Source organism: Sphingomonas yantingensis (assembly GCF_014199325.1).
Classification (GTDB): Bacteria; Pseudomonadota; Alphaproteobacteria; order Sphingomonadales; family Sphingomonadaceae; genus Sphingomonas; species Sphingomonas yantingensis.
Window position 1 is genome coordinate 1 of record NZ_JACIJJ010000004.1, and the last position, 23,433, is coordinate 23,433.

At 68.9% G+C, this 23,433-nt stretch carries 26 protein-coding genes, 1 tRNA gene and 1 pseudogene; 11 read left to right on the top strand and 17 right to left on the bottom strand.

Going from position 1 to position 23,433, the window contains the following annotated elements; genetic code table 11:
* Positions 1–92, bottom strand: a pseudogene (locus tag FHR19_RS17730) (sulfate adenylyltransferase subunit CysD); the annotation flags it as partial.
* 59 nt (positions 93–151) lie between these two features.
* Here FHR19_RS17730 and FHR19_RS12645 point away from each other — a divergent pair.
* Entirely contained in the window at positions 152–1,051 is a 900-nt protein-coding gene (locus FHR19_RS12645) for a hypothetical protein (RefSeq protein WP_184029007.1), read from the top strand.
* Positions 1,052–1,115: 64 nt separating this feature from the next.
* Here FHR19_RS12645 and FHR19_RS12650 read toward each other — a convergent pair.
* Positions 1,116–1,190: transfer RNA gene (locus FHR19_RS12650), tRNA-Glu, on the bottom strand.
* Positions 1,191–1,281: 91 nt separating this feature from the next.
* On the opposite strand from FHR19_RS12650, the gene FHR19_RS12655 reads away from it, so the two are divergent.
* Complete coding sequence (locus FHR19_RS12655) at positions 1,282–2,358, top strand: mechanosensitive ion channel family protein (RefSeq protein ID WP_184030094.1); 1,077 nt, start codon at positions 1,282–1,284, stop codon at positions 2,356–2,358.
* On the opposite strand, the gene FHR19_RS12660 is transcribed toward FHR19_RS12655, so the two are convergent.
* Genes FHR19_RS12660 through FHR19_RS12670 form a run of 3 tightly spaced genes read right to left on the bottom strand, consistent with a single transcriptional unit; the run spans position 2,344 to position 5,596 of the window.
* Entirely contained in the window at positions 2,344–4,158 is a 1,815-nt protein-coding gene (locus FHR19_RS12660; RefSeq protein ID WP_184029009.1) for a DUF885 domain-containing protein, read from the bottom strand. The two genes, FHR19_RS12655 and FHR19_RS12660, sit on opposite strands and share 15 nt — an antisense overlap.
* Positions 4,159–4,167: 9 nt before the next feature.
* Positions 4,168–4,626: an NfeD family protein gene (locus FHR19_RS12665; RefSeq protein WP_184029012.1), complete on the bottom strand. Its 459-nt coding sequence runs from the start codon at positions 4,624–4,626 to the stop codon at positions 4,168–4,170.
* 1 nt (position 4,627) lies between these two features.
* On the bottom strand, positions 4,628–5,596 hold the full coding sequence (locus FHR19_RS12670; protein ID WP_184029014.1) for an SPFH domain-containing protein: 969 nt from the start codon (positions 5,594–5,596) through the stop codon (positions 4,628–4,630).
* Positions 5,597–5,701: 105 nt separating this feature from the next.
* Here FHR19_RS12670 and FHR19_RS12675 point away from each other — a divergent pair, with 105 nt between their 5' ends.
* The 5 genes from FHR19_RS12675 to FHR19_RS12695 all read left to right on the top strand — a co-directional run bounded on the left by FHR19_RS12675 (position 5,702) and on the right by FHR19_RS12695 (position 9,924).
* On the top strand, positions 5,702–6,517 hold the full coding sequence (locus FHR19_RS12675) for an HpcH/HpaI aldolase/citrate lyase family protein (RefSeq protein WP_184029016.1): 816 nt from the start codon (positions 5,702–5,704) through the stop codon (positions 6,515–6,517).
* 65 nt (positions 6,518–6,582) lie between these two features.
* Entirely contained in the window at positions 6,583–8,040 is a 1,458-nt protein-coding gene (gene guaB, locus FHR19_RS12680; RefSeq protein ID WP_184029018.1) for an IMP dehydrogenase, read from the top strand.
* Positions 8,041–8,061: 21 nt separating this feature from the next.
* On the top strand, positions 8,062–8,202 hold the full coding sequence (locus FHR19_RS12685) for a hypothetical protein (protein ID WP_184029021.1): 141 nt from the start codon (positions 8,062–8,064) through the stop codon (positions 8,200–8,202).
* Positions 8,199–9,371, top strand: coding sequence for an RsmB/NOP family class I SAM-dependent RNA methyltransferase (locus FHR19_RS12690; RefSeq protein ID WP_184029023.1), 1,173 nt, complete (start codon positions 8,199–8,201; stop codon positions 9,369–9,371). The genes FHR19_RS12685 and FHR19_RS12690 overlap by 4 nt, the downstream gene beginning before the upstream one ends.
* Positions 9,372–9,402: 31 nt before the next feature.
* The gene (locus FHR19_RS12695) at positions 9,403–9,924 is read left to right on the top strand and encodes a tetratricopeptide repeat protein (RefSeq protein WP_184030097.1); all 522 of its coding nucleotides are present in this window, start codon (positions 9,403–9,405) and stop codon (positions 9,922–9,924) included.
* On the opposite strand, the gene FHR19_RS12700 is transcribed toward FHR19_RS12695, so the two are convergent.
* The gene (locus FHR19_RS12700) at positions 9,921–10,946 is read right to left on the bottom strand and encodes a phosphotransferase family protein (RefSeq protein ID WP_184029025.1); all 1,026 of its coding nucleotides are present in this window, start codon (positions 10,944–10,946) and stop codon (positions 9,921–9,923) included. The genes FHR19_RS12695 and FHR19_RS12700 overlap by 4 nt on opposite strands.
* A 173-nt stretch (positions 10,947–11,119) precedes the next feature.
* Here FHR19_RS12700 and FHR19_RS12705 point away from each other — a divergent pair, with 173 nt between their 5' ends.
* Positions 11,120–11,299, top strand: coding sequence for a hypothetical protein (locus tag FHR19_RS12705; protein WP_184029027.1), 180 nt, complete (start codon positions 11,120–11,122; stop codon positions 11,297–11,299).
* A 3-nt stretch (positions 11,300–11,302) separates the two neighbouring features.
* Here FHR19_RS12705 and FHR19_RS12710 read toward each other — a convergent pair whose 3' ends face one another.
* The 11 genes from FHR19_RS12710 to FHR19_RS12760 all read right to left on the bottom strand — a co-directional run bounded on the left by FHR19_RS12710 (position 11,303) and on the right by FHR19_RS12760 (position 20,316).
* Positions 11,303–12,163: an FAD:protein FMN transferase gene (locus tag FHR19_RS12710; protein WP_184029028.1), complete on the bottom strand. Its 861-nt coding sequence runs from the start codon at positions 12,161–12,163 to the stop codon at positions 11,303–11,305.
* Between the two features lie 92 nt (positions 12,164–12,255).
* The gene (locus FHR19_RS12715; RefSeq protein ID WP_184029030.1) at positions 12,256–13,098 is read right to left on the bottom strand and encodes a DUF4198 domain-containing protein; all 843 of its coding nucleotides are present in this window, start codon (positions 13,096–13,098) and stop codon (positions 12,256–12,258) included.
* 8 nt (positions 13,099–13,106) lie between these two features.
* On the bottom strand, positions 13,107–13,589 hold the full coding sequence (locus FHR19_RS12720) for a DUF2271 domain-containing protein (RefSeq protein ID WP_184029032.1): 483 nt from the start codon (positions 13,587–13,589) through the stop codon (positions 13,107–13,109).
* An 11-nt stretch (positions 13,590–13,600) separates the two neighbouring features.
* A complete protein-coding gene (locus tag FHR19_RS12725; RefSeq protein WP_184029035.1) occupies positions 13,601–14,236 on the bottom strand; it encodes a PepSY-associated TM helix domain-containing protein in 636 nt (211 codons plus the stop codon).
* Complete coding sequence (locus FHR19_RS12730) at positions 14,233–14,916, bottom strand: Fe2+-dependent dioxygenase (RefSeq protein ID WP_184029037.1); 684 nt, start codon at positions 14,914–14,916, stop codon at positions 14,233–14,235. Before FHR19_RS12730 ends, FHR19_RS12725 begins: the two co-directional genes overlap by 4 nt.
* A 19-nt stretch (positions 14,917–14,935) precedes the next feature.
* Positions 14,936–17,347, bottom strand: coding sequence for a TonB-dependent receptor domain-containing protein (locus FHR19_RS12735; RefSeq protein WP_184029039.1), 2,412 nt, complete (start codon positions 17,345–17,347; stop codon positions 14,936–14,938).
* 78 nt (positions 17,348–17,425) lie between these two features.
* Positions 17,426–18,022, bottom strand: a complete 597-nt coding sequence (locus FHR19_RS12740) for a DUF1989 domain-containing protein (protein WP_184029041.1) — start codon at positions 18,020–18,022, stop codon at positions 17,426–17,428.
* Complete coding sequence (gntA, locus tag FHR19_RS12745) at positions 18,019–18,720, bottom strand: guanitoxin biosynthesis heme-dependent pre-guanitoxin N-hydroxylase GntA (protein WP_343053264.1); 702 nt, start codon at positions 18,718–18,720, stop codon at positions 18,019–18,021. Before gntA ends, FHR19_RS12740 begins: the two co-directional genes overlap by 4 nt.
* Positions 18,721–18,762: 42 nt before the next feature.
* Entirely contained in the window at positions 18,763–19,713 is a 951-nt protein-coding gene (locus tag FHR19_RS12750; protein ID WP_184029043.1) for an aldo/keto reductase, read from the bottom strand.
* The gene (locus FHR19_RS12755; protein ID WP_184029045.1) at positions 19,710–19,892 is read right to left on the bottom strand and encodes a hypothetical protein; all 183 of its coding nucleotides are present in this window, start codon (positions 19,890–19,892) and stop codon (positions 19,710–19,712) included. The genes FHR19_RS12750 and FHR19_RS12755 overlap by 4 nt, the downstream gene beginning before the upstream one ends.
* A gap of 82 nt (positions 19,893–19,974) precedes the next feature.
* The gene (locus tag FHR19_RS12760; RefSeq protein WP_184029047.1) at positions 19,975–20,316 is read right to left on the bottom strand and encodes a hypothetical protein; all 342 of its coding nucleotides are present in this window, start codon (positions 20,314–20,316) and stop codon (positions 19,975–19,977) included.
* A 136-nt stretch (positions 20,317–20,452) separates the two neighbouring features.
* Between FHR19_RS12760 and FHR19_RS12765 the strand changes: the two genes are divergently transcribed.
* From FHR19_RS12765 to FHR19_RS12775, 3 genes are read left to right on the top strand one after another with little or no spacing between them, the layout of a single operon-like run.
* On the top strand, positions 20,453–21,415 hold the full coding sequence (locus tag FHR19_RS12765; protein ID WP_184029050.1) for an ArsR/SmtB family transcription factor: 963 nt from the start codon (positions 20,453–20,455) through the stop codon (positions 21,413–21,415).
* On the top strand, positions 21,412–22,353 hold the full coding sequence (gene metF, locus FHR19_RS12770; RefSeq protein ID WP_184029052.1) for a methylenetetrahydrofolate reductase [NAD(P)H]: 942 nt from the start codon (positions 21,412–21,414) through the stop codon (positions 22,351–22,353). The genes FHR19_RS12765 and metF overlap by 4 nt, the downstream gene beginning before the upstream one ends.
* A gap of 11 nt (positions 22,354–22,364) precedes the next feature.
* Complete coding sequence (locus FHR19_RS12775) at positions 22,365–23,414, top strand: homocysteine S-methyltransferase family protein (RefSeq protein ID WP_184029054.1); 1,050 nt, start codon at positions 22,365–22,367, stop codon at positions 23,412–23,414.
* Positions 23,415–23,433: the final 19 nt, after the last annotated feature.

The following is a 23,433-nucleotide window of genomic DNA, read 5'->3' on the forward strand; positions in this document are numbered from 1 at the left end:
AGCATCACCGGCTTCTCGCACTCGGCCACAACCTCGCGCAGGATGTGGATGCTCTCGGCTTCGAGCCGCTGAAGGTGGTTGAGGTCGGTCATCGGACGCTTCTCTGCCTGCTCGCTTGCAGGCGGGCCTCCCATATGGGAGGTTCTTCGCCATGGATTTATCTCGCGTCGACCAAGCTGAACTGCTGACCACGCTCCACGCGATCGGCGAAATGACGTATTTCTCTGCATTTCTGGAGCGATTGCTGCGGCGAACGCGCGCGGCTGAGGCGTTCGTAATCGAATGGAGCGAGCGCGACGGCTGGCGGTCATCGCGGCACGGGCGGACGGGGCAATCCCTGGCGGCGGCGTTGCCGCTGGATGCGTTGCGGGCGCTGCGGGCCGGCCGCGTCTATGATCTTGCGGAAATCGGGGTGCGCGGTGCGGGAAAGGTGATCCGATCAACCGGCACACTTGGCGACGTTTGGCTCGGCGTTCGCGGCGATACGCCGTTCGACGCGGCGGATGGCGCGCTGCTTGCCGCGCTGTCGCCGCATGTCGCGATCGCCAGCGACAATCACGCCCGGCTGGCAGCGATGCAGCGCGATCTGGCCTCCATGCAACTGGCGCTCGATCGTGCGGGCGTGGGCTGGACCCGGCTGGATCGGCAAGGCGAGCGTCAGGCGGGAATGCCGCCGCCGGCCTCGCCGCGGCAGCGCGCTGCGCTTGCCGACGACATCGCGGCGGGCGCGCCGATCGCGGCAGCGGGGCAGATGGTGGCGCTGCCCTTTCCGGACGGCGGTACGGACGCATCGCTCGCGCTGTTCAGGACGGAGGTGAAGGCGATCGACCGCGTGGCCGCGTTCGCCGCCGCCTTCGGGTTGACCGTCGCTGAAGCGCGGATGGGCGCGGCGATCGCGGCCGGCGCGTCGATTGCGGAGGCTGCCATCGGGCTTAACATCACCGAACAGACGGCGCGATATTATACCAAGCGGCTTTTTTCCGCGACAGGCACCCGCGGACAACCCGACCTTGTCCGCCTGTTCTGGACGAGCATCGCCGCACTCGCCTGATCCAGCGTGCCGTTCGTTCCGAATGTCTCGTAGAGGTACGCTGGTCCGCCGTAGTCGGCGATGATGGTGACCCCTACGAGAATCGAACTCGTGTTTTCGCCGTGAGAGGGCGACGTCCTAACCGCTAGACGAAGGGGCCGTCAGCGAGAGGGGCGCGGATAGCGGGCGGGTGGGGGTGCGTCAAGCGTGATCTTCGCGGGAACTCGTGGGGCGTCATGCGTTGTTCGCACATGCAGCAGATCATGCTTCTCTGGCAGCGATTGCCCACGTTCGCCGGGGATATCGCGGTCGTCGCATTCGCGGTGCTGATCGCACTGGCGCTTCACTGGGCGGGGATGCGCATCCTCGACCGGATCGCGCGGCGGACACCCGGATCGACCGACGACATCATCGTCGATCATGCGCGAAAGCCGCTGCGCTGGATCGGCGTCGGCATCGCGCTCGCCACCGTGCGGCGGTTCCTCGACCTCACCCCGATCGCCGATGCGGCGTGGACGCAGGCGGCGGGGCTGGTCGTGCCGCTACTCGTCGGCAGCCTCGCGATCCAGATGATCCGCGCGGCGGGCAAGGCGATCGAGCTTGATGCCGACATTACCGTCGCCGACAATCTGCGCGCGCGGCGGCGGCGGACGCGGTCGGCGATCCTGGTCCGCATCGCTGTGTTCGGGGTGGGGTTCCTCACCATCTGCCTGATGCTGCTGAGCATCCCCAGCATCCGCAGCGTCGGTGTGACGCTGATGGCGTCGGCGGGCCTTGCTGGCCTGGCCGTGGGTGCCGCCGCGCAGCCGCTGCTCAAGAACCTGATTGCCGGCGTGCAGATGGCGTTCACCGAGCCGATTCGGCTCGACGACGTGGTGATCGTCGAGGGGGAATGGGGGCGGATCGAGGAAATCCGCCTCACCTATGTCGTGGTGCGCATCTGGGACGAGCGGCGGCTGGTCGTGCCGGTGTCGCAGTTCCTCGAAAAGCCGTTCCAGAACTGGACGCGCAACACCAGTCAGCTGCTCGGCTCGGTCTTCCTGATGCTCGACCCCGCCGCCGACATCGCCCGGCTGCGCGCGCATGCCGAGCGGGTGGTGAGGGACAACCCGCGCTGGGACGGGCGCGCGTTCGTGCTTCAGGTCACGGATTCGAAGGCCGATGCGATCGAGGTGCGCGTGCTGGCGACGGCCAAGGACGCTGGCACCGCATTCGACCTGCGCTGCGACGTGCGCGAGGCGCTCTACGCGTACATCCGCGACGAGATGCCCGAGGCGCTGCCGCGGCGGCGGGTGGCAATGGACGCGGCGCCCTCAGGCGCGGCGTGATGCCTCCCACCGCTCGACATTCTGGGCGAGGACGTTGAGCGGCACGCCGCCGCCCTTCACGACCACGTCGTTGTAACCGCGGAAATCGAAGCGGTCGCCGAGCCGCGCCTGTGATTGGGTGCGCAGCCGGTTGATCTCGCTGTGCCCGACCTTGTACCCGCACGCCTGGCCCGGCCACGCGCAATAGCGGTCGACCTCGCTCGTCACCTCGTCCAGGCCCGAGCCGTTGGTCTCGGCGAACCACTGGATCGCCTTCTCGCGCGTCCACCGCTTGGCGTGCAGGCCGGTATCGACGACGAGGCGACAGGCGCGGAACGCGATCGACTGGAGATAGCCGAGCCGACCCACCGGATCGTCGTCATAGACGCCGAGCTCGCCCGCCAACTGCTCGGCATAGAGCGCCCAGCCTTCGGAAAAGGCGTTGAAGCCCATCTGCGTGCGGATGAGCGGCAGCTTGTGCGTGTATTCGCCCTGCCAGACATGGCCGGGGATGGACTCGTGATAAGTCAGCGTCGGCAGGCTGAACTTCGTATGCAGGTCGGTGGTGCGCAGGTTGATCCAGAAGCGCCCCGGCACCTTGCCGTCGATCGACCCCGCGCCGCCATACGCGCCCGGCGCGCCGGGCTCTTCCGCCGGCGCGATGCGGCGGACCTCGACCCGGCCGTCGACCAATGTGGCGAACGCGCGGGGCAGGCGGGTGCGGATATCGGCGATGCGGTTCTGGATCAGCGCCATGATCTGCGCGCGACCGGTATCGTCGTTGGGGAAGGTGTAGCGCGGGTCCTTGCCCAGCGCGATCATCCGCGCGCCGACGCTGCCCTTGGTATAGCCGAGCTTCTTCAGGATCGTGTCCATCTCGGCCTGGAGCTTGGCCAGTTCGGACAGGCCCATCGCGTGCACCTCGTCCGGGGTCATGCGCGTGGTGGTCGAGGCGCGCAGCGCCCAGGCGTAATAGGCGTCGCCGTCCCTGAACTTCCAGACGCCGGCGTCCGCGGTCGCGACCTTGCGGTGCGCTTCGAGCTCGGCGATCTGGCGGTCGAGCGCGGGGGCGATGCGGGTCGCGGCGATCTTCGCGGCGCGCGGCCCCCAGTTGCCGGGGATCGAGCCGGTCCGCTTGGTGAGCGAAGTGACGACGTCCCAGGTCGCCGGCTCGCCCTTGCGCGTCATGCGGATCGCGGCCAGCGTCTTGTCCATCAAAACGTCGCTGGCGACGATGCCGCGCGCGCGCGCTTCCTTCAGCCGCCCGGTTTCGCCGTCGAGCTGGTCCGCGAAGGCGTCGAGGCGCGCGAGATACGCCTCGGCATCCGCCGCATTCTCGACCGTGTGGCTCGAATCGAGGAACTTGGGCACGTCGATGTAAGCGCCCATGTTCTGCGCGACGACATACGGCCCGTTGCGCCAGCCGCCGATATCGACCGCGCCGTAGGGGAAGGCGTAGCCGTCGATTGCGGTCGCATAGGCGGTGCGCGCGACCGCGGCATCGACGCGTGAGGCTTCGGTCGGCTTCAGCGTGTCGATCTTTGCGAGCGCGGTGCGCAGCCACGCGGCTTCCTTCGCGCGCCCTGCCGCCGAACGGTCAGTCAGCCGCGACTTGAGCGGTGCGCGCTTGCCGGTGTCGATGCCGAGGCCCGTCGCCCCCTCCGGCTGGAGGACCAAGAAACTCTCGGCGAGCGCATCGAGCGCGATACCGGCCGGGTCGGTCGGCGCGGCGATCTGCATCGCGCGGGCAGGTGCGGCGGCGAGCGCGAGGCTCGATCCGGCAGCGGTCATCAGGTCACGGCGCGACAGCGAAACAGACATTAGGCTTGGTTACTCCGGTAACGAAAGCAGAGGTTCGACGACGAGCGTCAGCCCGTCAATGGCGACGACGCGCGCGCGGGTGCCCGCGGGCATGGCGGGGCCACGTGCGGGCCACTCGCCGTCGCCCAGCCGCACGCGCCCCTCGCCATGTGCGAAGTCGGTGACGGCGACCACGGTCGCGCCGATGCTGCGCGCCGCGCGATCGTTGAGCAGCGGATCGGCCGAGGCGACGGCATCGCCGCCATACCAGCGCCGCCCGATCGCCACCGCCACCGCTGACCACACCGCGAAGCTCGCCAGCTGCCCGCCGATGCCGAGGTCGGGGAAGAGCAGCGTGAACGCTCCCGTGATCGCCGCCGCGACCGCGAGAAAGACGAGAAATACCCCCGGCACGGCCAGCTCGATGCCCGCGAGCAGCGCCGCGGCGATCAGCCAGAGGATGCCGGGTTCGGCCAGCCAGTCGGCCAACTCAGCCCTCGCGCACCACGGGCACGCCGGTGCGCGGCGGCGGGGTCGGCGAGGCGTCGCGCCCCAGCGCTTCCTTCGCGATCTCGCCGATGCCGCCCAGCGTGCCGATCAGCTGCGTCGCCTCGACCGGGAACAACACGGTCTTGGCATTGGGGCTGGTCGCGAACTTGCCGATCGCCTCGACATATTTCTGCGCGATGAAATAGTTGATCGCCTGTGCAGAGCCCTGTTCGATCGCCTCGCTGACCAGCTGCGTCGCCTTGGCCTCTGCCTCCGCCGCGCGTTCGCGCGCCTCGGCATCGCGGAACGCGGATTCGCGGCGGCCCTCGGCCTCCAGGATGCGGGCCTGCTTCTGGCCCTCGGCGCGCAGGATCTCGCTGGCGCGCGTGCCCTCGGCCTCGAGGATGTTGGCACGCTTCTCGCGCTCGGCCTTCATCTGGCGGCCCATCGCGTTGACGATGTCGGCGGGCGGGCGGATGTCCTTGATCTCGACGCGGGTGATCTTGATCCCCCACGGATTGGTCGCGTGATCGACGACGGACAGCAGCCGCGCATTGATCTCGTCGCGCTTCGACAAGGTTTCGTCGAGGTCCATCGACCCCATGACGGTGCGCAGGTTGGTGGTCGTGATCTGTTGCAGCGCGACGAACATGTCGGAGACTTCGTACGCCGCCTTGGCCGGGTCGAGCACCTGGAAGAAGACGACGCCGTCGGTCGACACCATCGCATTGTCGCGGGTGATGATCTCCTGCCCCGGAATGTCGATCACCTGCTCCATCATGTTCACGCGGCGACCGACGCGGTAGAAGAAGGCCGGGTAGAAGTTGAAGCCCGGCTTTGCCACGCTGGTGAAGCGGCCGAAATGCTCGATCGTGTATTGATAGCCCTGCCGCACGATCTTGATGCTGGCGAAGAGATAGGCGAGCGCGACAAGCACCAGCAGGCCAAGCGCGCCGACGAAACCGTCCATGTTTCCAGACCCCTCCGGTGTTGCGGGCGCAGTCTAGCCGTGCGGCGGGCGAAGTCGAGCGGAACCGGGATGACGAACGGGGCGCGGGCAGGGTAAGTGAGCGGCATGACCACCGTTCCATATATCCCGCCGCGGACCGCGTTGTTCCTGCCCGCCTCGAACCCGCGCGCGATCGAGAAGGCGCGGGGGCTCGCGGCCGAGATGATCGTCCTCGACCTGGAAGACTCGGTGCGCGACGAGGACAAGGCGTGCGCACGGGAGGCTGCCGTCGCCGCCGCGGCTGAGGGGTTCGGTGGCCGGCTGGTCGCGATCCGCGTGAATGGCGAGGATCATGAGTGCCACGCCGACGACGTGGCGGCAGTCGCGGCGTCGGCGGCCGATTTCCTCGTCGTCCCCAAGGTCGAGACGGCGGCGCTCGCCGCACGGGTCGCAGCGGCGGGCAAGCCGGTGTTGGCGATGATCGAGACGCCCGCTGGCTTGCTCGCTGCACCCGCCATTGCCGCGGTGCCGGGCGTCGCGGGGCTGATCGCGGGCGTCAACGACCTGCGCGCGACGCTGGGCGTGCCGGCGGACAGCGGGCGAGCGGGGATCGGCTATGCGTTGCAGGCGATCGTGCTCGCGGCGCGGGCGGCGGGCGTCTGGGCGCTCGACGGCGTCTACAACGCGCTGGAGGACGAGGCGGGGCTGGCCGAGGATTGCGCCGCCGGCCGCCTGATCGGCTTCGACGGCAAGACGCTGATCCATCCGAACCAGATCGCCGTCGCCGCGCGCGCCTTTGGCCCGAGCGAGGTGGAAATCGCCGATGCAGAAGCGCTGGTCGCCGCCGCCACCGGCGGGGCCGAGCGGTTCCGCGGGCGGATGATCGAGGCGATGCACGTGGACCAAGCGCGCGCCTTGCTGGCCCGCGGCGGACGGGGGTAGCGCCGGAGGCCGCCCGCGTTTAGATGGGCCGCCAATCCTCGACTCGAACCGGATCCGGCGCCCCCATGGACATTCCCCTCGGCCTCACCTTCGACGATGTGCTCCTGTACCCGGCGGAATCGGACGTCCTGCCGAGCATGGCCGACACCCGGACCAAGGTGGCCCGGGGCCTCGACCTCAACATTCCGGTGCTGTCGTCGGCGATGGATACCGTGACCGAGGCGGACATGGCGATCGTCATGGCGCAGATGGGCGGCATTGGCGTGCTCCACCGCAACCTGTCGGTCGAGGAACAGGTGGCCGCGGTGCGTCAGGTCAAAAGGTTCGAGAGCGGGATGGTCGTCAACCCGATCACCATCACCCCGAATGCGCCGCTGCGCGATGCTCAGGCGCTGATGCAGCGGCACAGGATCAGCGGCATCCCGGTGGTCGAGGCGTCGGGCAAGCTCGTCGGAATCCTGACAAACCGCGACGTTCGCTTCGCCGAGAACCCGGACCAGCCTGTGTCCGAGCTGATGACGCGCGACAACCTCGCCACCGTGAAGACCGGCGTGACGCAGGAGGAGGCGCGCCGCCTGCTCCACCAGCGCCGCATCGAGAAGCTGCTGGTGGTTGATGACGCCTATGCCTGTGTCGGCCTCATCACCGTGAAGGACATCGAGAAGGCTGTGCTCTATCCCGAGGCGACCAAGGACGCCGCCGGGCGGCTGTGCGTGGCGGCGGCGACGACTGTCGGCGACAAGGGCTTCGACCGCACTGCGGCGCTGGTCGATGCCGAGTGCGACCTGATCGTCATCGACACTGCCCACGGCCACAACCGCGACGTCGCGCGTGCGGTCGAGCGAGTGAAGAAACTCTCCAACTCGGTGCAGGTCATCGCCGGCAACGTCGCCACGGCCGAGGCGACGAAGGCGCTGATCGACGCGGGCGCGGACGGGATCAAGGTCGGCATCGGCCCGGGTTCGATCTGCACCACGCGCGTCGTCGCCGGCGTCGGCGTGCCGCAGCTCACCGCCGTCATGGACGCGGCGCGCGAGGGTGCGAAGGCGGGCGTGCCGGTGATCGCCGATGGCGGCATCCGCACGTCGGGCGACGTGGCCAAGGCGCTGGCGGCGGGCGCATCCGCCGTGATGATCGGCTCGCTGCTGGCGGGGACCGAGGAAGCGCCGGGCGAGACCTTCCTGTATCAGGGCCGCGCCTACAAATCCTATCGCGGCATGGGCAGCGTCGGCGCGATGGCGCGCGGCTCCGCCGACCGCTATTTCCAGCAGGACATCAAGGACCAAATGAAGCTGGTGCCCGAGGGGATCGAGGGGCAGGTCCCGTTCAAGGGGCCGGCGCGCGACGTCATCCACCAGCTCGTAGGCGGGGTGAAGGCGGCGATGGGCTATACAGGTAGCAAGACGCTCAAGGACCTGCGCGAGCGGGCGCGGTTCGTGCGGATCACCGGCGCGGGGCTGCGCGAAAGCCACGTCCACGACGTGACGATCACGCGCGAGGCGCCGAACTATCCGACGCGCTGACGACTGGACAGGGGCGGCGAGGTGACCGACCAGCAGAAGGTGCTGCTGATCGTCGCGATCACCGGCCTCTACATCTTCCTGCGCATCCGCTGGCTGCGTCGCAAATGGCATGTGACGCGGGCGAAGCTGGCGGCTGAACAACAACGGGAGCGCGGCGAATGACACCGGGCGCGCGGGTACAGTCCGCCATCGAGATCCTCGACCTCGTCATCGGTGCGGCGAGGAGCGGCGGCGCGGCCGCCGACACGATCCTCGCGCGGTGGTTCGCGGCCCATCGCTTTGCCGGGTCGAAGGACCGGCGCGCGATCCGCGAACTGGTCTATGCCGCGATCCGCCGCTGCGGCGAGGTGCCGGCGAACGGCCGCGCGGCGATGCTGGCGGTGGCCGAGGTCGATGCGGCAGTTGCGGCGGCTTTCGACGGATTAGGCTATGGCCCGCCGCCGATCGGGACGGGCGAGCAGGCGGCGGTGGCCGGGGCGGTGCCGGCCTGGCTGGCCGAGGCGCTGGCGGCATCCGGGCTGGACGAGGCTGCGCAAGCCGCGTTGCTCGGCCGCGCGCCGCTCGACACCCGGATCAATCGTCTGCGCGCCGCCACGGTCGCGATCGACGGGGCCGAACCGATCGAGGGACTGCCCGATGCCCTCCGCCTCGCGCCCGATACGCAGGTCGAGCGGCTGCCCGACTATGCGACCGGCGCGATCGAGGTGCAGGATGCGGGCAGCCAAGTCGTCGCGCTAGCCTGCGGTGCGAAGCCCGGCGATCGCGTCGTCGACCTGTGCGCGGGGGCGGGGGGCAAGACGCTTGCGCTGGCTGCGGCAATGGCGAACGAGGGCGCGATCCTCGCCGCCGATACCGACCGCGCGCGGCTCCAGCGGCTACCGCCGCGGGCCGAGCGCGCAGGGGTGACGATCGCCGAGACGCGGCTCCTCGATCCGAACCGGGAGGCCGCCGCGCTGGAGGACTGGCGGGGCAGCGCCGACGTGGTGCTGGTCGATGCGCCTTGTTCGGGTACCGGCACGTGGCGGCGCAACCCGGAGGCGCGCTGGCGGCTGACGCCCGAGCGGCTGGCGCGGTTGACCGATACGCAGGCGCGGCTCCTCGACATCGCCGCCGACCTTGTGCGGCCGGGCGGGCGGCTGATCCACGTCGTCTGCTCGCTGCTCGATGCAGAGGGGCGCGATCAGGCCGAGGCGTTCGTCCTGCGCCATCCCGGCTGGGTCGCTGCGCCGGTCGACGTGCCCTTCGGCAGCCGACACGGCCTTGGAATCCGGCTCGATCCCGCCCATCATCGGACCGACGGCTTTTTTGTCGCGGCCCTCACAAAGCCGTGATAGCCCTGTGAGCGTGGTTTCGGAGAGCATCATGCGGTTCACCAGCGTTTCGGTCGCCCTTGCCCTGGCAGCGGTCAGCATCTCGACCTCGCTGCACGGACAGCGGCCCGACGACCAGATCGACCCCAGGTCGATGGCGCTGGTGGAAAAGGCAAAGGCGGCGCGGGCGGCGGGCAATCTGTCGGGCGCCAACGACCTCCTTGAAAGCGCCACCGTCGTCGATCCGCGCAACCGGCAGGCGTTCGTGCTCTTGGCAGAGGTTGCGCGGCAGCAGGACCTGCCCGGCAAGTCGATCCGCTTCTATCGCGAGGCGCTGACGATCGAGCCCAACGACGCCGCCGCGCTGGCGGGACAGGGACAGGCGCTGGTCGACAAGGGCGCAGTGTCGAAGGCGCGCGAGAACCTCGCCAAGATCAAGACGTTGTGCGGCACGAAGCCGTGCGGCGAGGCGACCCAGCTCGCCGCCGCGATCGCCAAGGGTCCGCCGGTGACCGCGACGGCGCAGCAGTCGGTTGCGCCGACCCCGGCGGCGACACCGCCCGCGAAGAATTAAGCCGCACCCGCCAGCTTCGCCTGTTCCCACGCCGCTTTCGCCAGTGGCCTCACCCGCTCGGCCATCGCAGCGGCGCCGGCGTTCGAGGCGTTGCCGTCGATCACGCGCTTCTTGATTCCCTGAACGATGCCCACCAGCCGGAACAGGTTGTAGGCGAAGTACCAGTTGAGGTTGGGCAGGCCGTCGCGCCCGGTCGCCGCGCAGTATCGCGCCACCGCCTCGTCCATCGTCGGGATGCCGTGTGCCGTGAGGTCGAGGCCGGCCAGCCCTGAGCGCCCGTCCTGAGGCATCGCCCAGTTCATCGCTAGATAGGCGAAGTCGGCGACCGGGTCGCCGAGCGTCGCCAGTTCCCAGTCGAGTACCGCGCGCACATTGGCATCGTCGCCGTAGATCAGATTGTCGATGCGATAGTCGCCATGGATCACCGATACGCGATCCTGCGTGGGCAACGTCCGGGGTAGCCATTCGATCAGCCGCTCGACCTCCGCCACGTCGTCGGTCTGCGCGGCGCGGTACTGGCGGGTCCAGCGCGCGACCTGCCGCTCGATATAGTTGCCGGGCGGGGCGAAATCGGAAAGGCCGATCGCGGCGGGATCGAGTGAATGAAGCGCCGCCATCGTGTCGATCATAGCGAGGTAATGCGGCCGCCGCGCCTCGATCGGCACTTCGGGCAGGGCGCCGTTCCAGAAGGTGCGCCCCTCGACCATCTCCATCAGATAGAAGACCGCGCCGATCACCCCCTCGTCCTCGCACAGCGCGATCGGGCGGGGGACGGGAAAGCGGGTGGGGTGAAGCGCGCGCAGCAGCCGGTATTCGCGATCGACCGCGTGAGCGGAGGGGAGAAGCGGACCGAACGGCTTGCGGCGCAGCACCACGTCGCCGCTCGTCGTGCTGATGCAGTAGGTCGGGTTCGACTGGCCGCCGGCGAACTTCGCGATCCGCGTGACCTGTCCCAAGGCGGGTAGGTTTGCGGCAATCCAGTCGGCGAACGCCTGTTCGTTCAGATCATGCGGTTCGGGCATACCCATCCTTCGATCGCGCGGCTTTGTAGCTTCATCTGATGCATACCGATCCCTCCAAGCCCCGCGCAACCCGGACATAAAATGAAATGCGCGGCCGATGGCACCGCGCGGGCGCTCCCGCGTTCTATGTGCATGGAGAGCCGGGCTTTTTTCCGGGTGTAAGAGCAGCGACAATGACCGACGAGCAGACCGTGACCGATGCCGAATATCTCTACCGCCGTGCCGAACAGGAACTGCTTCAGGCGCAGCGCGCCGAACATCCGGCGGTGGTGAAGGCGCACTATATGCTCGCGGGTTACTATCTCGACCTCGTCTATGGCCCCGGCGATGCGGAAAAGGCGGCGGCCGAATAGGCGTCAGTCGTCGATCATCGCCTGTAGCGGCAGTGTGAGGACTTCGCCCGCCCGCGTCACGATCCGTGCGGCGGGTTTGAGCGGTTCGAGCGCCGACAGGTCGGGCCACGCGATCGCGATCGCTGTGGCGAGTGCATCGGCGGCCATCGCGGTTTTCGCGACGACGCTGACGCTGACCACGCCGTTATCCGGCGCGCGGCCGGTGCGCGGGTCGATCGAATGGGCACCGCGAACATAATCGCCGCTCGTCGCGACGCCCATCTGAAGCAGTGCGATGCGAAGCGGCAGCAGCGGCGGGCCGGGCGGCGTCTCGAGATCGACCCACCATGGCTCGCCATCGGGCCGGATGCCGCGCCCGACGAGTTCGCCGCCGACTTCGATCAGGCAATGCGCGATCCCCATCCGCCCCAGCCGGTCGGCGAGTTCGTCGGCGGCATAGCCCTTGGCGATCCCCGACAGGTCGAGTTGCAGCCCGCCCGGTTGGCGAAGGCACTGGCCATCGCCATCCCAGTCGAGCCGCTGCCAGCCCGAGACCGCCCGCGCCGCCTCGATTGCCGCTTCGTCCGGGACAGGCATCGGGCCGCGAGGGCCGAAGCCCCAAAGGTCAACCAGCGCGCCGACCGCCGGATCGAACGCGCCGCCGCTCACCCGTGCCAGATGAAGCCCGGCATCGACAACGCGGGCGAGGTCGCGCGGCAATGTCACCCACGCGCCCGCTGTCCGGTTGAACCGGCAGAGCGCCGAGTCCGGTTCCCAATGACTGAGCACCGCAACTAGCTCGGCGAGCCGCGTCTCGATCGCCGCCTGCACCTCGCCCGGCGGGGCATGGCGCGCCGCATAGAGCACGCGCCATGTCGTTCCCATCGTCTCCCCCGCCAGCGCATCGACCGGCGCATCGGGATCGTGACCAGCCAGCGCCGCCGGGTCGATCCGCAGGGGCAGGGCGATGCGCGGGTTCAGGGCGTCATCACCTCGACCGTCGACGTATAGCTCATCCGCCGCCCGGTCGCGCGCGGTTGCGTCACCTTTGCGTCCTCGGCGGTGGCGTTCAGCCAGTACATTCCCGCGGCGGGCCAATCGAGCGCGACAATGCCGTCCGCCCCTGTCGTCAGATCGCGCGCACCCTCGGCATCTCGGTATCGCTTGCCGCCGGGGACGACCGTCACCTTCAGGTTGGCGGCGGGTTTGCCGTCGATCAGGAAGCGGACCCGCCCCGGCTCGCCCGCAACCAGTTCGTCGGGATGGGTCTGCCAGTCTGCCTCCAGGCCCTTGCCCGCGGGCTTGAGCACCGTCGTCGTCGGCTCGCCCGCGGTCACGTAGATCTCGTTGCGGCTCGACACCTCGGTCAGCTTGACCTCGGTCGCATCGGCGGGGATGTCGGCGGCGGTCAGCGGGGGCAGGCGCTTGCCGTCCTGCCCCATCTGCGGGCGTCCGCCGATGCGCTTCTCGACGCCGCCGACCTTGAAACTGCCCATCAGGCCGTCCTGCACCATGCCGATCTTCCACGTGCCCGGCGCATCGAGCTGAACGTCGAAGACCGAGCGGTAGCGGCCGGTCGACCCGTTCTGCATCCGCCCCTCTTGGCCATCGGGGCGCCAGACCTTCACGCCCTCCAGCCGCCCGGGCTGGTGGTCGGCGTAGAACAGGTCGTTCGACGCGGCCATGTCGACCGTGACCCAGCTGTCGGTGCCCGAAAAGATCGTGCCCGAGGGGAGGAGCCACAGCCGGTGGGCGGACACGCCGACCGGGATCGAGGCGAGCGCGGCGGCGGCGAGCAGGCGGAGGGTGAGCTTGTTCATCGGATACCTCAACGGGCGGAAAGGGTGACGGCGCCGAGTTCGTGGCTGCCCGCGGCGCGTGCGGCGGCCTTGGTCGGCACGGACAGGGGCACGCGGACGAGTTCGCGCCCACCGGTCTCGCGCGCCGCCTCGACATTCAAGACATACTCGCCGGGCTTGAGGTCGGCGGGGAGCGGGATGGTGTGACTGCCCGGCGCGCGGGTCGCGCCGCTGATGCCGTTGGCGGGCATCTTCATCGACCGCCCGCCCTTGCGCCACCAGGCGCGCAGGTCCGCGAGCCATTTGGTGCCGGGCTCGGCGCCGGCCTTCTTCACGTCATACCAGATCGCGATCGTGCGCGCGGGCCCGCCCGCGGCGGGCTCGACCCACACCGCCACATAGGGCCGATGATATTCGGCGACGTTGAGGCGCGGGATGGTGATCGTCACCGAACCGGCCACCGCCGGGGCGGCGAAGGCGCCGGCGAGCAGCACGAGCGAGGAAAGGCGCATAGAGGCTCCGGTCAATGAATGAAGAACACGGCAAGGATCAGCGGCAGCACGAGCCCCGCCGCGACGATCGGCCAGGTCGAGGGGCGGCGGCGCGCGTGCATGTAGAGAAGGAGTAGCCCGGTCACGGAGAAGACGACGCTGGCGACCGCGAACACGTCGATGAACCAGAACCACGCCGCGCCCGAATTGCGCCCCTTGTGCAGGTCGTTGGCCCAGGCGATCCAGCCGCGGTCGGTCACCTCCGCCTCGATCGCGCCGGTCGTCCGGTCGATGCTGACCCAGGCGTCGCCGCCGGGGCGGGGGAGGGCCACGTAGACCTCGTCGTCGGACCATTCGCCGGGACGCCCGCGCGCGTCGAGCCCGACCGCATTCTCGACCGCATCGGCCACGACTGGTGCCAGCGGCTCGGCCCCGCTGCCGGTCAGCCGACGGACGAGGGGGGCGGGGAGCTTGCCCGACCGCTGCGTCACCTTTGGCTCGGCGGAGATCGTTGCTGCATGATTGAGCGTGATGCCCGTCACCGCGAACAAGAGCATGGCGGCCAGGCTGATCGCGGCGCTGATCCAGTGCCAGGTGACGAACTGGCGCATCCAGAAGCTGCGCAGGTTCTTGCGCGGCGCGGCGCGGACGGGGGTTTCGGCGTTCATGCGTCGGCCCAGCGGCGAAGGAGGTTGTGATAGACGCCGGTCAGCTCGACCACCGCGCGGTCGCCTTGCCCCTTCTCGGCCCCAACGCGCTGGATCGCGCGGTCGAGGTCGAACAGGATGCGCCGCTCGCCATCGTCGCGCACCATCGACTGGACCCACAGGAACGAGGCGAGGCGGGTGCCGCGCGTCACCGGCTCGACCCGGTGGAGGCTGGAGGCGGGATAGAGCACCGCATCGCCGGCGCCGAGCTTCACCCGCTGCTCGCCGAACAGATCCTCGACCACCAGTTCGCCGCCGCCATAGTCGGCCGGGTCGGCAAGGAAGACCGTCATCGACAGGTCGCTGCGCAGGCGAAAGTCGCTGCCGCGCTTCAGCCGCACCGCATTGTCGACATGCGCGTCGAACGCCTGCCCGCCGGCGTAGCGATTGAACAGCGGCGGAAAGACCTTGTTCGGCAGCGCCGCGGCGACGAACAGGGCCGAGCGGCCGAGGCAGTCGAGGACGATCCGCCCCGCCTCGATGCCGGCGGCATCGTCCTCGTCCAGTTGCTCGTTGCGCTTGGCAAGCGCTGCCTGCGGCCCCGACGTGGCGTTGCCGTCGATCCACGCGGCCCCCTCCACCAGCGCGCGGATGCGGGCGAGGGTGGGGGCGTCGAGCAAGTCGGGGATCGCGAGGAGCATTTGCGAACGCTTATCGCGATCAGAAGCTGTAGAACAGGCTCAGCGTCGCCTGGCGACGGTCGCCCGGCTGCGCCCAGCCGCCGGTGACGACGCCGCTCGTCGGCTGGTTGACTGCTGTGTTCAGGTTGTTGCGCACGCCGGTCAGATACTGCTCGTCGGTGAAGTTCTGGACGTTGAGCTGCAGCGTCCAGCGATCGGCGAGCGTGTAGGCGGCGAAGGCGCGGTGGATCAGGTAGTCGTCCGCCCGGTACTGCACGGGGTTGGCGGCAACCGGCGCGTTGGTCGCGAAGCTGCCCTGATAGGTCAGGCCATAGCCGATCTCGAGCCCGAACGGCAGCTTGTAGGTGGTGAACAGGCTGCCCGAATGCTCGGGTGTCTGGATCAGCAGGCTGTCCGTCTGCGGATCGGGCACCCCCGCCGAATTGCCGCACGTCGCCGACGGATTGGCGAGGCACTGGTCGGAAACGCTCTGCAGCACCCGGCCGTCGAGATAGGTGTAGTTGGCGAACACCGTCCAGGCGGGGGTGACGTTGCCCGACAGGCCGAGCGCGATGCCGTCAACGCGGCTTCGACCGTCGAGCACCTGCAGCCCCGCGGGTAGCGCCGGGTCGTTGGAGGGGACGCGGAAGTTCGTCCGCTCGTTGCGGAACACCGCGGCGGTGAGCTGGAGCATGTTGTTCCAGAGCCCGGCCTTCACCCCCGCCTCAAAATTCTTCGCGGTCTCCGGCGCGACGGCGCACGGATCGGCACCCCCCGCAACAGTCGGCACGCCGCAGCCGAGGCGGACGGTCGCCGACGACGGCGTCTTGGCGTTGCCGTAGCCGACGTAGAGGCTCACGTCCTTCACCGGGTGGAACACCGCGCCGACGCGCCAGGAGAACAGGTCCTCGCGGTTCGTCTGCGGCACTTGCTGGAGCGGGGTGAGTGCGGTCGTGCCCGGCGGCACGAAGGCGAGCGGGATGTTGCGGAAGGTCGCGCGCTGATGCTCGAACCGGACGCCGCCGTTCAGCTCGAACATCGGCCCGAGCTCGAGCGTGTCGAAGGCATAGACCGCGATGCCCGAGGTCTCGCTGCGCGACTGGGCGGTCAGCGTGTAGTTGACCGGGCCGGTCCAGTCGGTCCGCGGGTTGGCGATTTCGATCAGCGGCGGGGTCACCACGCTGCCGTCCGGGTTGCGCAGCAGGGATGCCTGCGACAGGCGATACCCCTCCCAGATGGCTGCCGCGCCCACGTTCAGCACGTTGCGCACGCCGCCCTTGGTGCCGACTTCGTGGCGCAGGTCGGTCTGGTTGTAGAGCAGGTTGTTGACCTGATCGCGAACCAGCCCGCGCGGGCCAGAGGGGAGGTAGAAGCCCGGCGGCACGTTGGCGGGGCAGGCCGCGCCCACCGTGTCGCCGACGCGCGCGGTGATCGGCTGGCGCCCGGTGGATGCTAGGCAGAAGGTCCCCTGTGGCGCGGACGTAACGCTCGATTGCTCGACACGCTGCCAGCGAGTGAGGTTGCGCACGCCGAAGCCGCCGCCCAGTTGATACGCGAAGGTCGCGGTCAGGCGATCGACAGTCACGTCCTGCCGGTCGAGATTGGCAATGCCGAAATAGTCGCTGCGATCGACGCCGGGCAGAACGCCGTCGGTCACACCATTTCGCACGAAGGGGACGCCGTAGATCGGCGTATTGCGATCCTCCTGATGCACATAGGCGAGCGTCAGGCTGGTCGGCTCGCCGATGCCGAAGGTGACGGACGGCGCGACCCCCCAGCGCTTGAACCGCTCGACATCGCGGCCGGGCACGTCGTTGCGGTGGATCATCGCGTTGAGGCGGACGGCGGTGAAGTCGTCGACGCGGACGTTGCTGTCGATCGAGCCGCGATAGTAGTTGTCGGTCCCGACCGATCCTTGCGCGATCGTCAGCGTCTCGGTGCCCGGCACCTTGGAGACGAGGTTGATCGTGCCGCCGACGCTGCCCGATCCGTTGAAGACGCTGTTGGCGCCGTTGTAAACCTCGACCTGCTGCAAATTGAACGGGTCGGTCCGACTGTACTGCGCGCTGTCGCGGACGCCGTCGATGGTGACGTCGTTGTTCGCCGAATAGCCGCGCAGGTTGATACTGTCGCCGTATCCGCCGCCGCCCTCGCCCGCGCCGAAGGTGATGCCGGGGATCGTCTGGAGCACGTCGCGCAGCGTCTGGAGGTTCTGTTTGCGGATCGTCTGTTCGCTGACGACGGTGATCGTCTGCGGCGTGTCGATGATCGCCGCGGTCGCCTTGGGGCTTTCGACGTATTTCGGCGCCCCAAGCTTCTGGCCGGTGACGACGATGTCGCGGTCGGCGGGGCGTGACTGATCGCTGACCGGTGCCTTGTCCTCATCGGCGGCATAGGCAGGCGCGGTCGCCAGAAAGCCGACGCACGACAGCGCGAGAAACGTGTTGGACACCCCGAACCCCTTATCTTGTCTGGGGCTGGGCTATTGCGAGTCACTCTCACTGTCAAGCGAGTTGCGAACGATTATCGTTTACACCTCGGCGGCGCGCACGATCCGCCAGTCGATCGGCTTGAAGCTGCCGCCGTTGCTGGCGGGGGCGGAGCAGGCCGTGAGGCCGATGATAAGGTCGATCGCCGCGCGAAAGCGGATCGTGTCGCCCGCCTTGCTGAGCGGCGGCAGCACCTTGAACCAGCCGGTTTGGCCGTCGACGGGCACGTTCATGAAGCAGTTGAAGGCGACCGGGATCGCGTCGTCCTCGATCCCGTAGGGCGCGAGCGCGGCGGCGAGGTTGCCGTGACAGCCGCGATGCGGCGGCTCGTTTTCGTAGCAGAGGCGGAACGTCGCCTCGCTGCACGGGGTGAGCAGGAAATCGTGGCGGCCGACATCGTCGTGGACGATCTCCAGCATCACGTTCGAGCGGTTCGAATAGAGCCGGTCGCCCGTCGTCAGATAGATGCGCTCGGCATAATCGAGCGTGCGGCCCGACGACAGCATCTCGCGCACGTCGCCGCGTGTGACCGCGAGCAGGTCGGCGACCTGCCCGCCCATCGGATCGATGACGACCAGTTCGTCGCCGGCGTTCAGCTCGAAAGCGGTGCCGCTGCGCGGTTCGATGCGGCCATTCATGACAGAATCTCCAGCCCGGCATCGCCGCCGGGCCTGCGTGAAAAGGGGCAGCGCCAGTCGGCACCCACCGCGCGGCCGCTATATTGCCGCGCCTCCGACGTTTCGCCGTGGCGCGACAGCATCGGGTTGGCGCTGCCCGCCAGCGCCACGTCGCGCGCGATGATTGAGGCGCGCAGTTGCTCGTAGCGGTTCTGCTCGCGCAGCGTCTCGAATTGGTCGTGCAAGTTGAAGACGAGGGCGGGGCGCTCGAACCGGCGGGCGGGGCGGCTGGCGCCCGGATGCAGCCCGACGACGAAGAAGGCCTCTCCGCCAAAGCTCAATCCGAAATGAGGGTCGGCGGGGTCGCTGCTGACGCGCGGATCGGCGGGCTGACCGCGCCACGCATCCTTGTCCGACAGCGATTGCAGGCGCGCCCACATCGCCGCCTCGAACCCCGCTTCGTCCAAATCGTCCGGCTCCTCGAACAACACGGCAAAGCTGCGGAACAGGCCCGGCTCCTGCTTATAGGCCCAGGCGAAGCGCATCAGCGCCTCGTGAATGGCAAGGTCGTCCCAAGCGCTGCGGATCGAACGCGCGGTCAGCAGGTCGAGGGTGCCGCGCCCGAGCGCCGACTTGGCGCCGACGCAGGGAAACGACTTTTCGAGGATCATGGCCCGGAATGCCTCGGCGAGGTCGGGCGGGGTATCGGTTTCAGTCACGCGGCCTGAAGGTTCGAACCCCGTTGGAAGTTCCGATATTTTTCAAATACCTGCATCGGCCAACATGCGTAATTGATCGTCGTCAAGGTCGACGGTCCAGGCGCCTGTCAACTCGTCCAGTTGCTCGATGCTGGTCGCGCTGGCGATTGGCGCGGTGACGCCCGGCTGTGCGGCGAGCCACGCCAGCGCGACCTGCGCGTGGGTGACGCCAGTCTGTCCGACGACCTCGTCCATCGCCGCCAGCACCGCCGCGCCCTTGCCCTCGAGCAGCTTGGCCATGTTTGCGCCGCGCACGCTTTTCTTGAGGTCGTCGGTCGACCGGTACTTGCCCGTCAGGAAACCGGCCGCGAGCCCGAAATAAGGCAGCACGCCGAGATTGTGGGTGATGCACAGGTCCTGCAACTCGCCCTCGAACTTGCGGCGGCTGACGAGGTTGTATTCGGGCTGGAGCGCGCGGAAATGCGGCAGGCCCTGCTCGGTCGCGAGGTCGAGCGCCGCCTTCAGCCGCATCGCGTGGAAGTTGGAGGCGGCGATGTGGCGGACCTTGCCCGCCTCGATCAGCCGCTGGAACGCGGCCAGGACCTCGGCCTGCGGTACGCTGTCGTCGTCGCAATGCGCGTAGTACAGGTCGATCGTATCGACACCCAGCCGCTGGAGCGAAGCGTCGCAGGCGGCGGCGATGCGATCGGGCGCGAGGCCCTTGCCGCCTTCGCCCGGCAGCATCCCGACCTTGGTAGCGATCAACACGTCGCCGCGCCGGCCCGATGCCTTCAGCCACCGGCCGATCACTGCCTCACTCTCGCCGCCCTTATGCCCCTCGACCCACGCCGAATAGACGTCGGCGGTATCGATCATTGTGCCCCCCGCGCCGACGAAGCGGTCGAGGATCGCGTGGCTCGTCGCTTCGTCCGCGGTCCAGCCGAAGACGTTGCCGCCGAGGATCATCGGCGGGGTTTCGAGGTCGGTCGCGCCGATACGGCGAAGATCGGTCATTGCGTGTTCCCGGTTTCGTTGAGCGCCTCTGCCGACACCGCGTTGACGTCGAGCATCTCGGCCGCCTCGTTCAACTCGCGCGCCTCGCTCTGCGTCACGCTGCCCGGCCCCGGATCGTTGTCACCCGCCCCGCAGGCGGCGAGGCCGAGGATAGGGAGGACGGCGAGGATCGAGCGCATGAACGGGCCTTTCGGACATGAAAAGGGCCGCACCAGCCCTAAGGCGCGGCGCGGCCCCGTCAACGGCGTCGATCGACGACGATCAGCGCTGCATGTCCTTGCCGGCCGCCTCGAGGCTCTGGCCCGCTTCGCGCTTTGCGTTGTCGGCGGCGGCATCGGCCTTGGCCGCGCCGCGCTCGACCGCAGCGCCCGTGCGGTCGGCAGCGTTCTCGATCTTGTCGCCCGCGCGATCCGCGGCCTGCTCGGCTTCACCGAACGCGTCCTTCGTCGCGTCCTTCACGTCGCGCGCGGCTTCGCCCACGGTCGAATTCACGTCGGCGGCGACGGCACCGGCGGCCTCGCCCGTCTGCTGCTGCGCGTTCTCGCTGCACGCGGCGAGCGCGAGGCCGGCAAGGGCGGGGAGGATCAGCACTGTCTTCTTCATGGGACTTCCCTCTTAGGTCATGATTGCTGGCGAGCACGACGCACGATGCCGCCCGTTCGTTCCGCCCCCGTGCATTCGTACCCGGACCCATCTTCAAGATTGACCCCATATAAAGATATCTTTATATGTTCATTCCATGCCCGGTGCCGTCGAAATCTTTCAAGCGCTCGCCGACCCGACCCGGCTTCGGATCATCGCGCTCCTGCGCGCGATGGAGCTGTCGGTCGGCGAACTGGCGCAGGTGCTGGGCCAGAGCCAGCCGCGCGTCAGTCGGCATGTGAAGATCCTGTGCGATGCTGGCCTCGCCCGCCGCCGCAAGGAAGGCAGCTGGGTGTTCGTCGCGATGGGGGAGGGGGCGGCAATGCCCGACCTGCTCGCCGCCGTCGATGCTGTCTGGGAAGCGTCGGGCAGCGACCATTGGGCGGTCGCCGACACCGCGCGCCTCGCCGCCGTCCGCGCTGACCGTGCGTCGGCCGCGGCGGAGTGGTTCGAGGCGAATGCCGGCTCGTGGGACGCGATCCGCAGCCTGCACGTCGCGGACAGCGAGGTCGAGGCGGCGATGGCCTCGGTCCTCGGCAGCGGCGGGATCGGCCAGCTCATCGACATTGGTACCGGCACCGGCCGGATGCTCGAACTCTTCGCGCCGCAGGCCGAGCGCGCGCTCGGCATCGACCGCTCCTCCGAAATGCTGCGGCTGGCCCGCGCGAAGCTCGCCGAACAGGGGCTCGCCCGTGCCGAGCTTCGTCAGGCGGACCTCTACGCGCTGCCGCTGGCGGATGGTGCGGCGGACGTCGCGATCCTGCACCACGTGCTCCACTTCGCGCAGCAGCCGGGGGCGGCGATCGCGGAGGCGGCGCGCGTGCTGGGGCAGGGCGGGCGGCTGCTCATCGCCGACTTCGCACCCCACGAGCGCGAGGAGCTGCGCATCCGCGACAACCACGCCCGCCTCGGCTTTTCGGACGAGCAGATGCTCGGCTGGTTCGCGGGCGCGGGCCTCGCCCCCGTCCGGACCGAGACGCTGGGCGGCGGCGAACTTACCGTGAAACTATGGCTGGCGCGCCGCACGGGCGATGCCAAATTGGAGGTCAAGGCGGCATGACGCTTTCCGTTGGACAGCTAGAAGAGGCGCGCCGCGCGCTCGACGGCCCGCTGTTCGCCGACGTGGCCGGCGACGCCGACGTGTCGTTCGAATTCTTCCCGCCCAAGACCGAGAAGATGGAAGCGGCGATGTGGGAGGCGGTGCAGACGCTCGCGCCGCTCGGCCCGCGCTTCGTCAGCGTCACCTATGGCGCGGGCGGCACCACCCGCGACCGCACCCACGCGACCGTCGCCCGCATCGCGCGCGAGACGAGCGTGCCCGCCGCCGCGCACCTCACCTGTGTCGAGGCGAGTCGCGACGAGGTGGATGCGGTGGCGCGTGAATATTGGGCGGCGGGCGTCCGCCACATCGTCGCGCTGCGCGGCGATCCGCCGACGATGGGCGAGGCGTTCGTGCCGCACCCGCAGGGCTATGCCAGCGCCGCCGAACTGGTCGCGGGGCTGAAGCGCCTGCACCCGTTCGAGATTTCGGTCGCCGCCTATCCGGAGGCGCATCCCGAGGCGACGAGCGCGTCGGCAGATATCGACAATCTGAAGCGCAAGCTCGACGCCGGCGCTACCCGCGCGCTGACGCAGTTCTTCTTCGAGCCGGAGACCTTCTTCCGTTTCCGCGACGCGGCGGCGGCGGCGGGGATCGGGGCGGAGATCGTGCCCGGCATCCTGCCCGTCTCGAACTATGCGCAGACGCAGAAGTTCGCCGGCATGTGCGGCGCGGCGATCCCCGACTGGATGGGCCGGCTGTTCGACGGGCTCGACGCACATCCGGCCGCGCGCCAGCTCGTCGCTGCGACGATCGCGGGCGAGCTGTGCCGCCGCCTCTATGCGGGCGGCGTGCGCCATTTCCATTTCTACACGCTCAATCGCGCCGAGCTGAGCTACGCGATCTGCCACATGCTGGGGCTGCGGCCCAAGGCACAGGCGGCGCTGGCCGCGGCGTGAAGGAACCGACGATGACCACCGCCCGCGACCGCCTGTTCACTGAGGCCGCCAAGCGCATCCTGATGACCGACGGGGCGTTTGGGACGGAGATCCAGAACTGGAAGCTCGCCGAGGCGGACTATGCCGGCGACCTCGGCCTGTCCCACGACCAGAAAGGCAACAACGACATCCTCGCGCTGACCAAGCCGGAGGTGCCGCGGATCATCACCGAAAGCTATCTGAAGGCGGGGTCGGACATCGTCTCGACCAACACCTTCTCGGCCAACCGCATCAGCCAGGCCGATTACGGCGCCGAGCATCTGGTGCGCGAGATCAACGTCGCCTCCGCCCGCATCGCGCGCGAATGTGCCGATGCGTTCGAGGCCGCCGATGGCCGCCCCCGCTTCGTGGCCGGCGCGATCGGGCCGACCAACAAGACGCTGTCGCTGAGCCCGGACGTCAACGACCCCGGCTTTCGCGAGATCGACTTCGACTATCTGAAGGACGTGTACCGCGAACAGGTCGATGCGCTGGTCGAGGGCGGCTGCGACTTCATCCTGATCGAGACGGTGTTCGACACGCTCAATGCCAAGGCGGGCGTCATGGCGGTGATCGAAGCGGGCGAGGCGCTGGGGCGCGAGGTGCCGATCATGCTGTCGATGACGCTCACCGACCTCAGCGGCCGCAATCTGTCGGGCCATACCGTCGAGGCATTCTGGCACGCGATCCGCCACGCGCGGCCGGTGACGATCGGGCTAAACTGCTCGTTCGGGGCGGAGCAGCTTCGCCCGCACGTCGCGGTGCTGTCGAAGCTCTGCGACACGCTCGTCATGGTCTATCCCAATGCGGGGCTGCCCAACGAACTCGGCGCCTATGATGAGGCGCCGGTGACGACTGCCGGCCTCGTGCGCGACTGGGCCGAGCATGGCCAGGTGAACATCCTCGGCGGCTGCTGCGGCTCGACCCCCGCCCATATCCAGGCGATCGCCGAGGCGGTGGCCGACCTGCCCCCGCGCGCGCTGCCCGGTGTGCCGGTGCAGACGCGGCTGGCGGGGCTCGAGCCGTTCACGATGGCGGCTTGATCGCTGCCTGACCCCGAAA

Coding starts and splice junctions, on each gene's coding strand:
- FHR19_RS12645 (WP_184029007.1), top strand. CDS start 152: ATGGATTTATCTCGCGTCGACCAAGCTGAACTGCTGACCACGCTCCAC.
- FHR19_RS12655 (WP_184030094.1), top strand. CDS start 1,282: ATGCAGCAGATCATGCTTCTCTGGCAGCGATTGCCCACGTTCGCCGGG.
- FHR19_RS12660 (WP_184029009.1), bottom strand. CDS start 4,158: ATGTCTGTTTCGCTGTCGCGCCGTGACCTGATGACCGCTGCCGGATCG.
- FHR19_RS12670 (WP_184029014.1), bottom strand. CDS start 5,596: ATGGACGGTTTCGTCGGCGCGCTTGGCCTGCTGGTGCTTGTCGCGCTC.
- FHR19_RS12675 (WP_184029016.1), top strand. CDS start 5,702: ATGACCACCGTTCCATATATCCCGCCGCGGACCGCGTTGTTCCTGCCC.
- guaB (WP_184029018.1), top strand. CDS start 6,583: ATGGACATTCCCCTCGGCCTCACCTTCGACGATGTGCTCCTGTACCCG.
- FHR19_RS12690 (WP_184029023.1), top strand. CDS start 8,199: ATGACACCGGGCGCGCGGGTACAGTCCGCCATCGAGATCCTCGACCTC.
- FHR19_RS12695 (WP_184030097.1), top strand. CDS start 9,403: ATGCGGTTCACCAGCGTTTCGGTCGCCCTTGCCCTGGCAGCGGTCAGC.
- FHR19_RS12700 (WP_184029025.1), bottom strand. CDS start 10,946: ATGCCCGAACCGCATGATCTGAACGAACAGGCGTTCGCCGACTGGATT.
- FHR19_RS12705 (WP_184029027.1), top strand. CDS start 11,120: ATGACCGACGAGCAGACCGTGACCGATGCCGAATATCTCTACCGCCGT.
- FHR19_RS12710 (WP_184029028.1), bottom strand. CDS start 12,163: ATGGGAACGACATGGCGCGTGCTCTATGCGGCGCGCCATGCCCCGCCG.
- FHR19_RS12715 (WP_184029030.1), bottom strand. CDS start 13,098: ATGAACAAGCTCACCCTCCGCCTGCTCGCCGCCGCCGCGCTCGCCTCG.
- FHR19_RS12720 (WP_184029032.1), bottom strand. CDS start 13,589: ATGCGCCTTTCCTCGCTCGTGCTGCTCGCCGGCGCCTTCGCCGCCCCG.
- FHR19_RS12725 (WP_184029035.1), bottom strand. CDS start 14,236: ATGAACGCCGAAACCCCCGTCCGCGCCGCGCCGCGCAAGAACCTGCGC.
- FHR19_RS12730 (WP_184029037.1), bottom strand. CDS start 14,916: ATGCTCCTCGCGATCCCCGACTTGCTCGACGCCCCCACCCTCGCCCGC.
- FHR19_RS12740 (WP_184029041.1), bottom strand. CDS start 18,022: ATGAATGGCCGCATCGAACCGCGCAGCGGCACCGCTTTCGAGCTGAAC.
- FHR19_RS12750 (WP_184029043.1), bottom strand. CDS start 19,713: ATGACCGATCTTCGCCGTATCGGCGCGACCGACCTCGAAACCCCGCCG.
- FHR19_RS12755 (WP_184029045.1), bottom strand. CDS start 19,892: ATGCGCTCGATCCTCGCCGTCCTCCCTATCCTCGGCCTCGCCGCCTGC.
- FHR19_RS12760 (WP_184029047.1), bottom strand. CDS start 20,316: ATGAAGAAGACAGTGCTGATCCTCCCCGCCCTTGCCGGCCTCGCGCTC.
- FHR19_RS12765 (WP_184029050.1), top strand. CDS start 20,453: ATGCCCGGTGCCGTCGAAATCTTTCAAGCGCTCGCCGACCCGACCCGG.
- metF (WP_184029052.1), top strand. CDS start 21,412: ATGACGCTTTCCGTTGGACAGCTAGAAGAGGCGCGCCGCGCGCTCGAC.
- FHR19_RS12775 (WP_184029054.1), top strand. CDS start 22,365: ATGACCACCGCCCGCGACCGCCTGTTCACTGAGGCCGCCAAGCGCATC.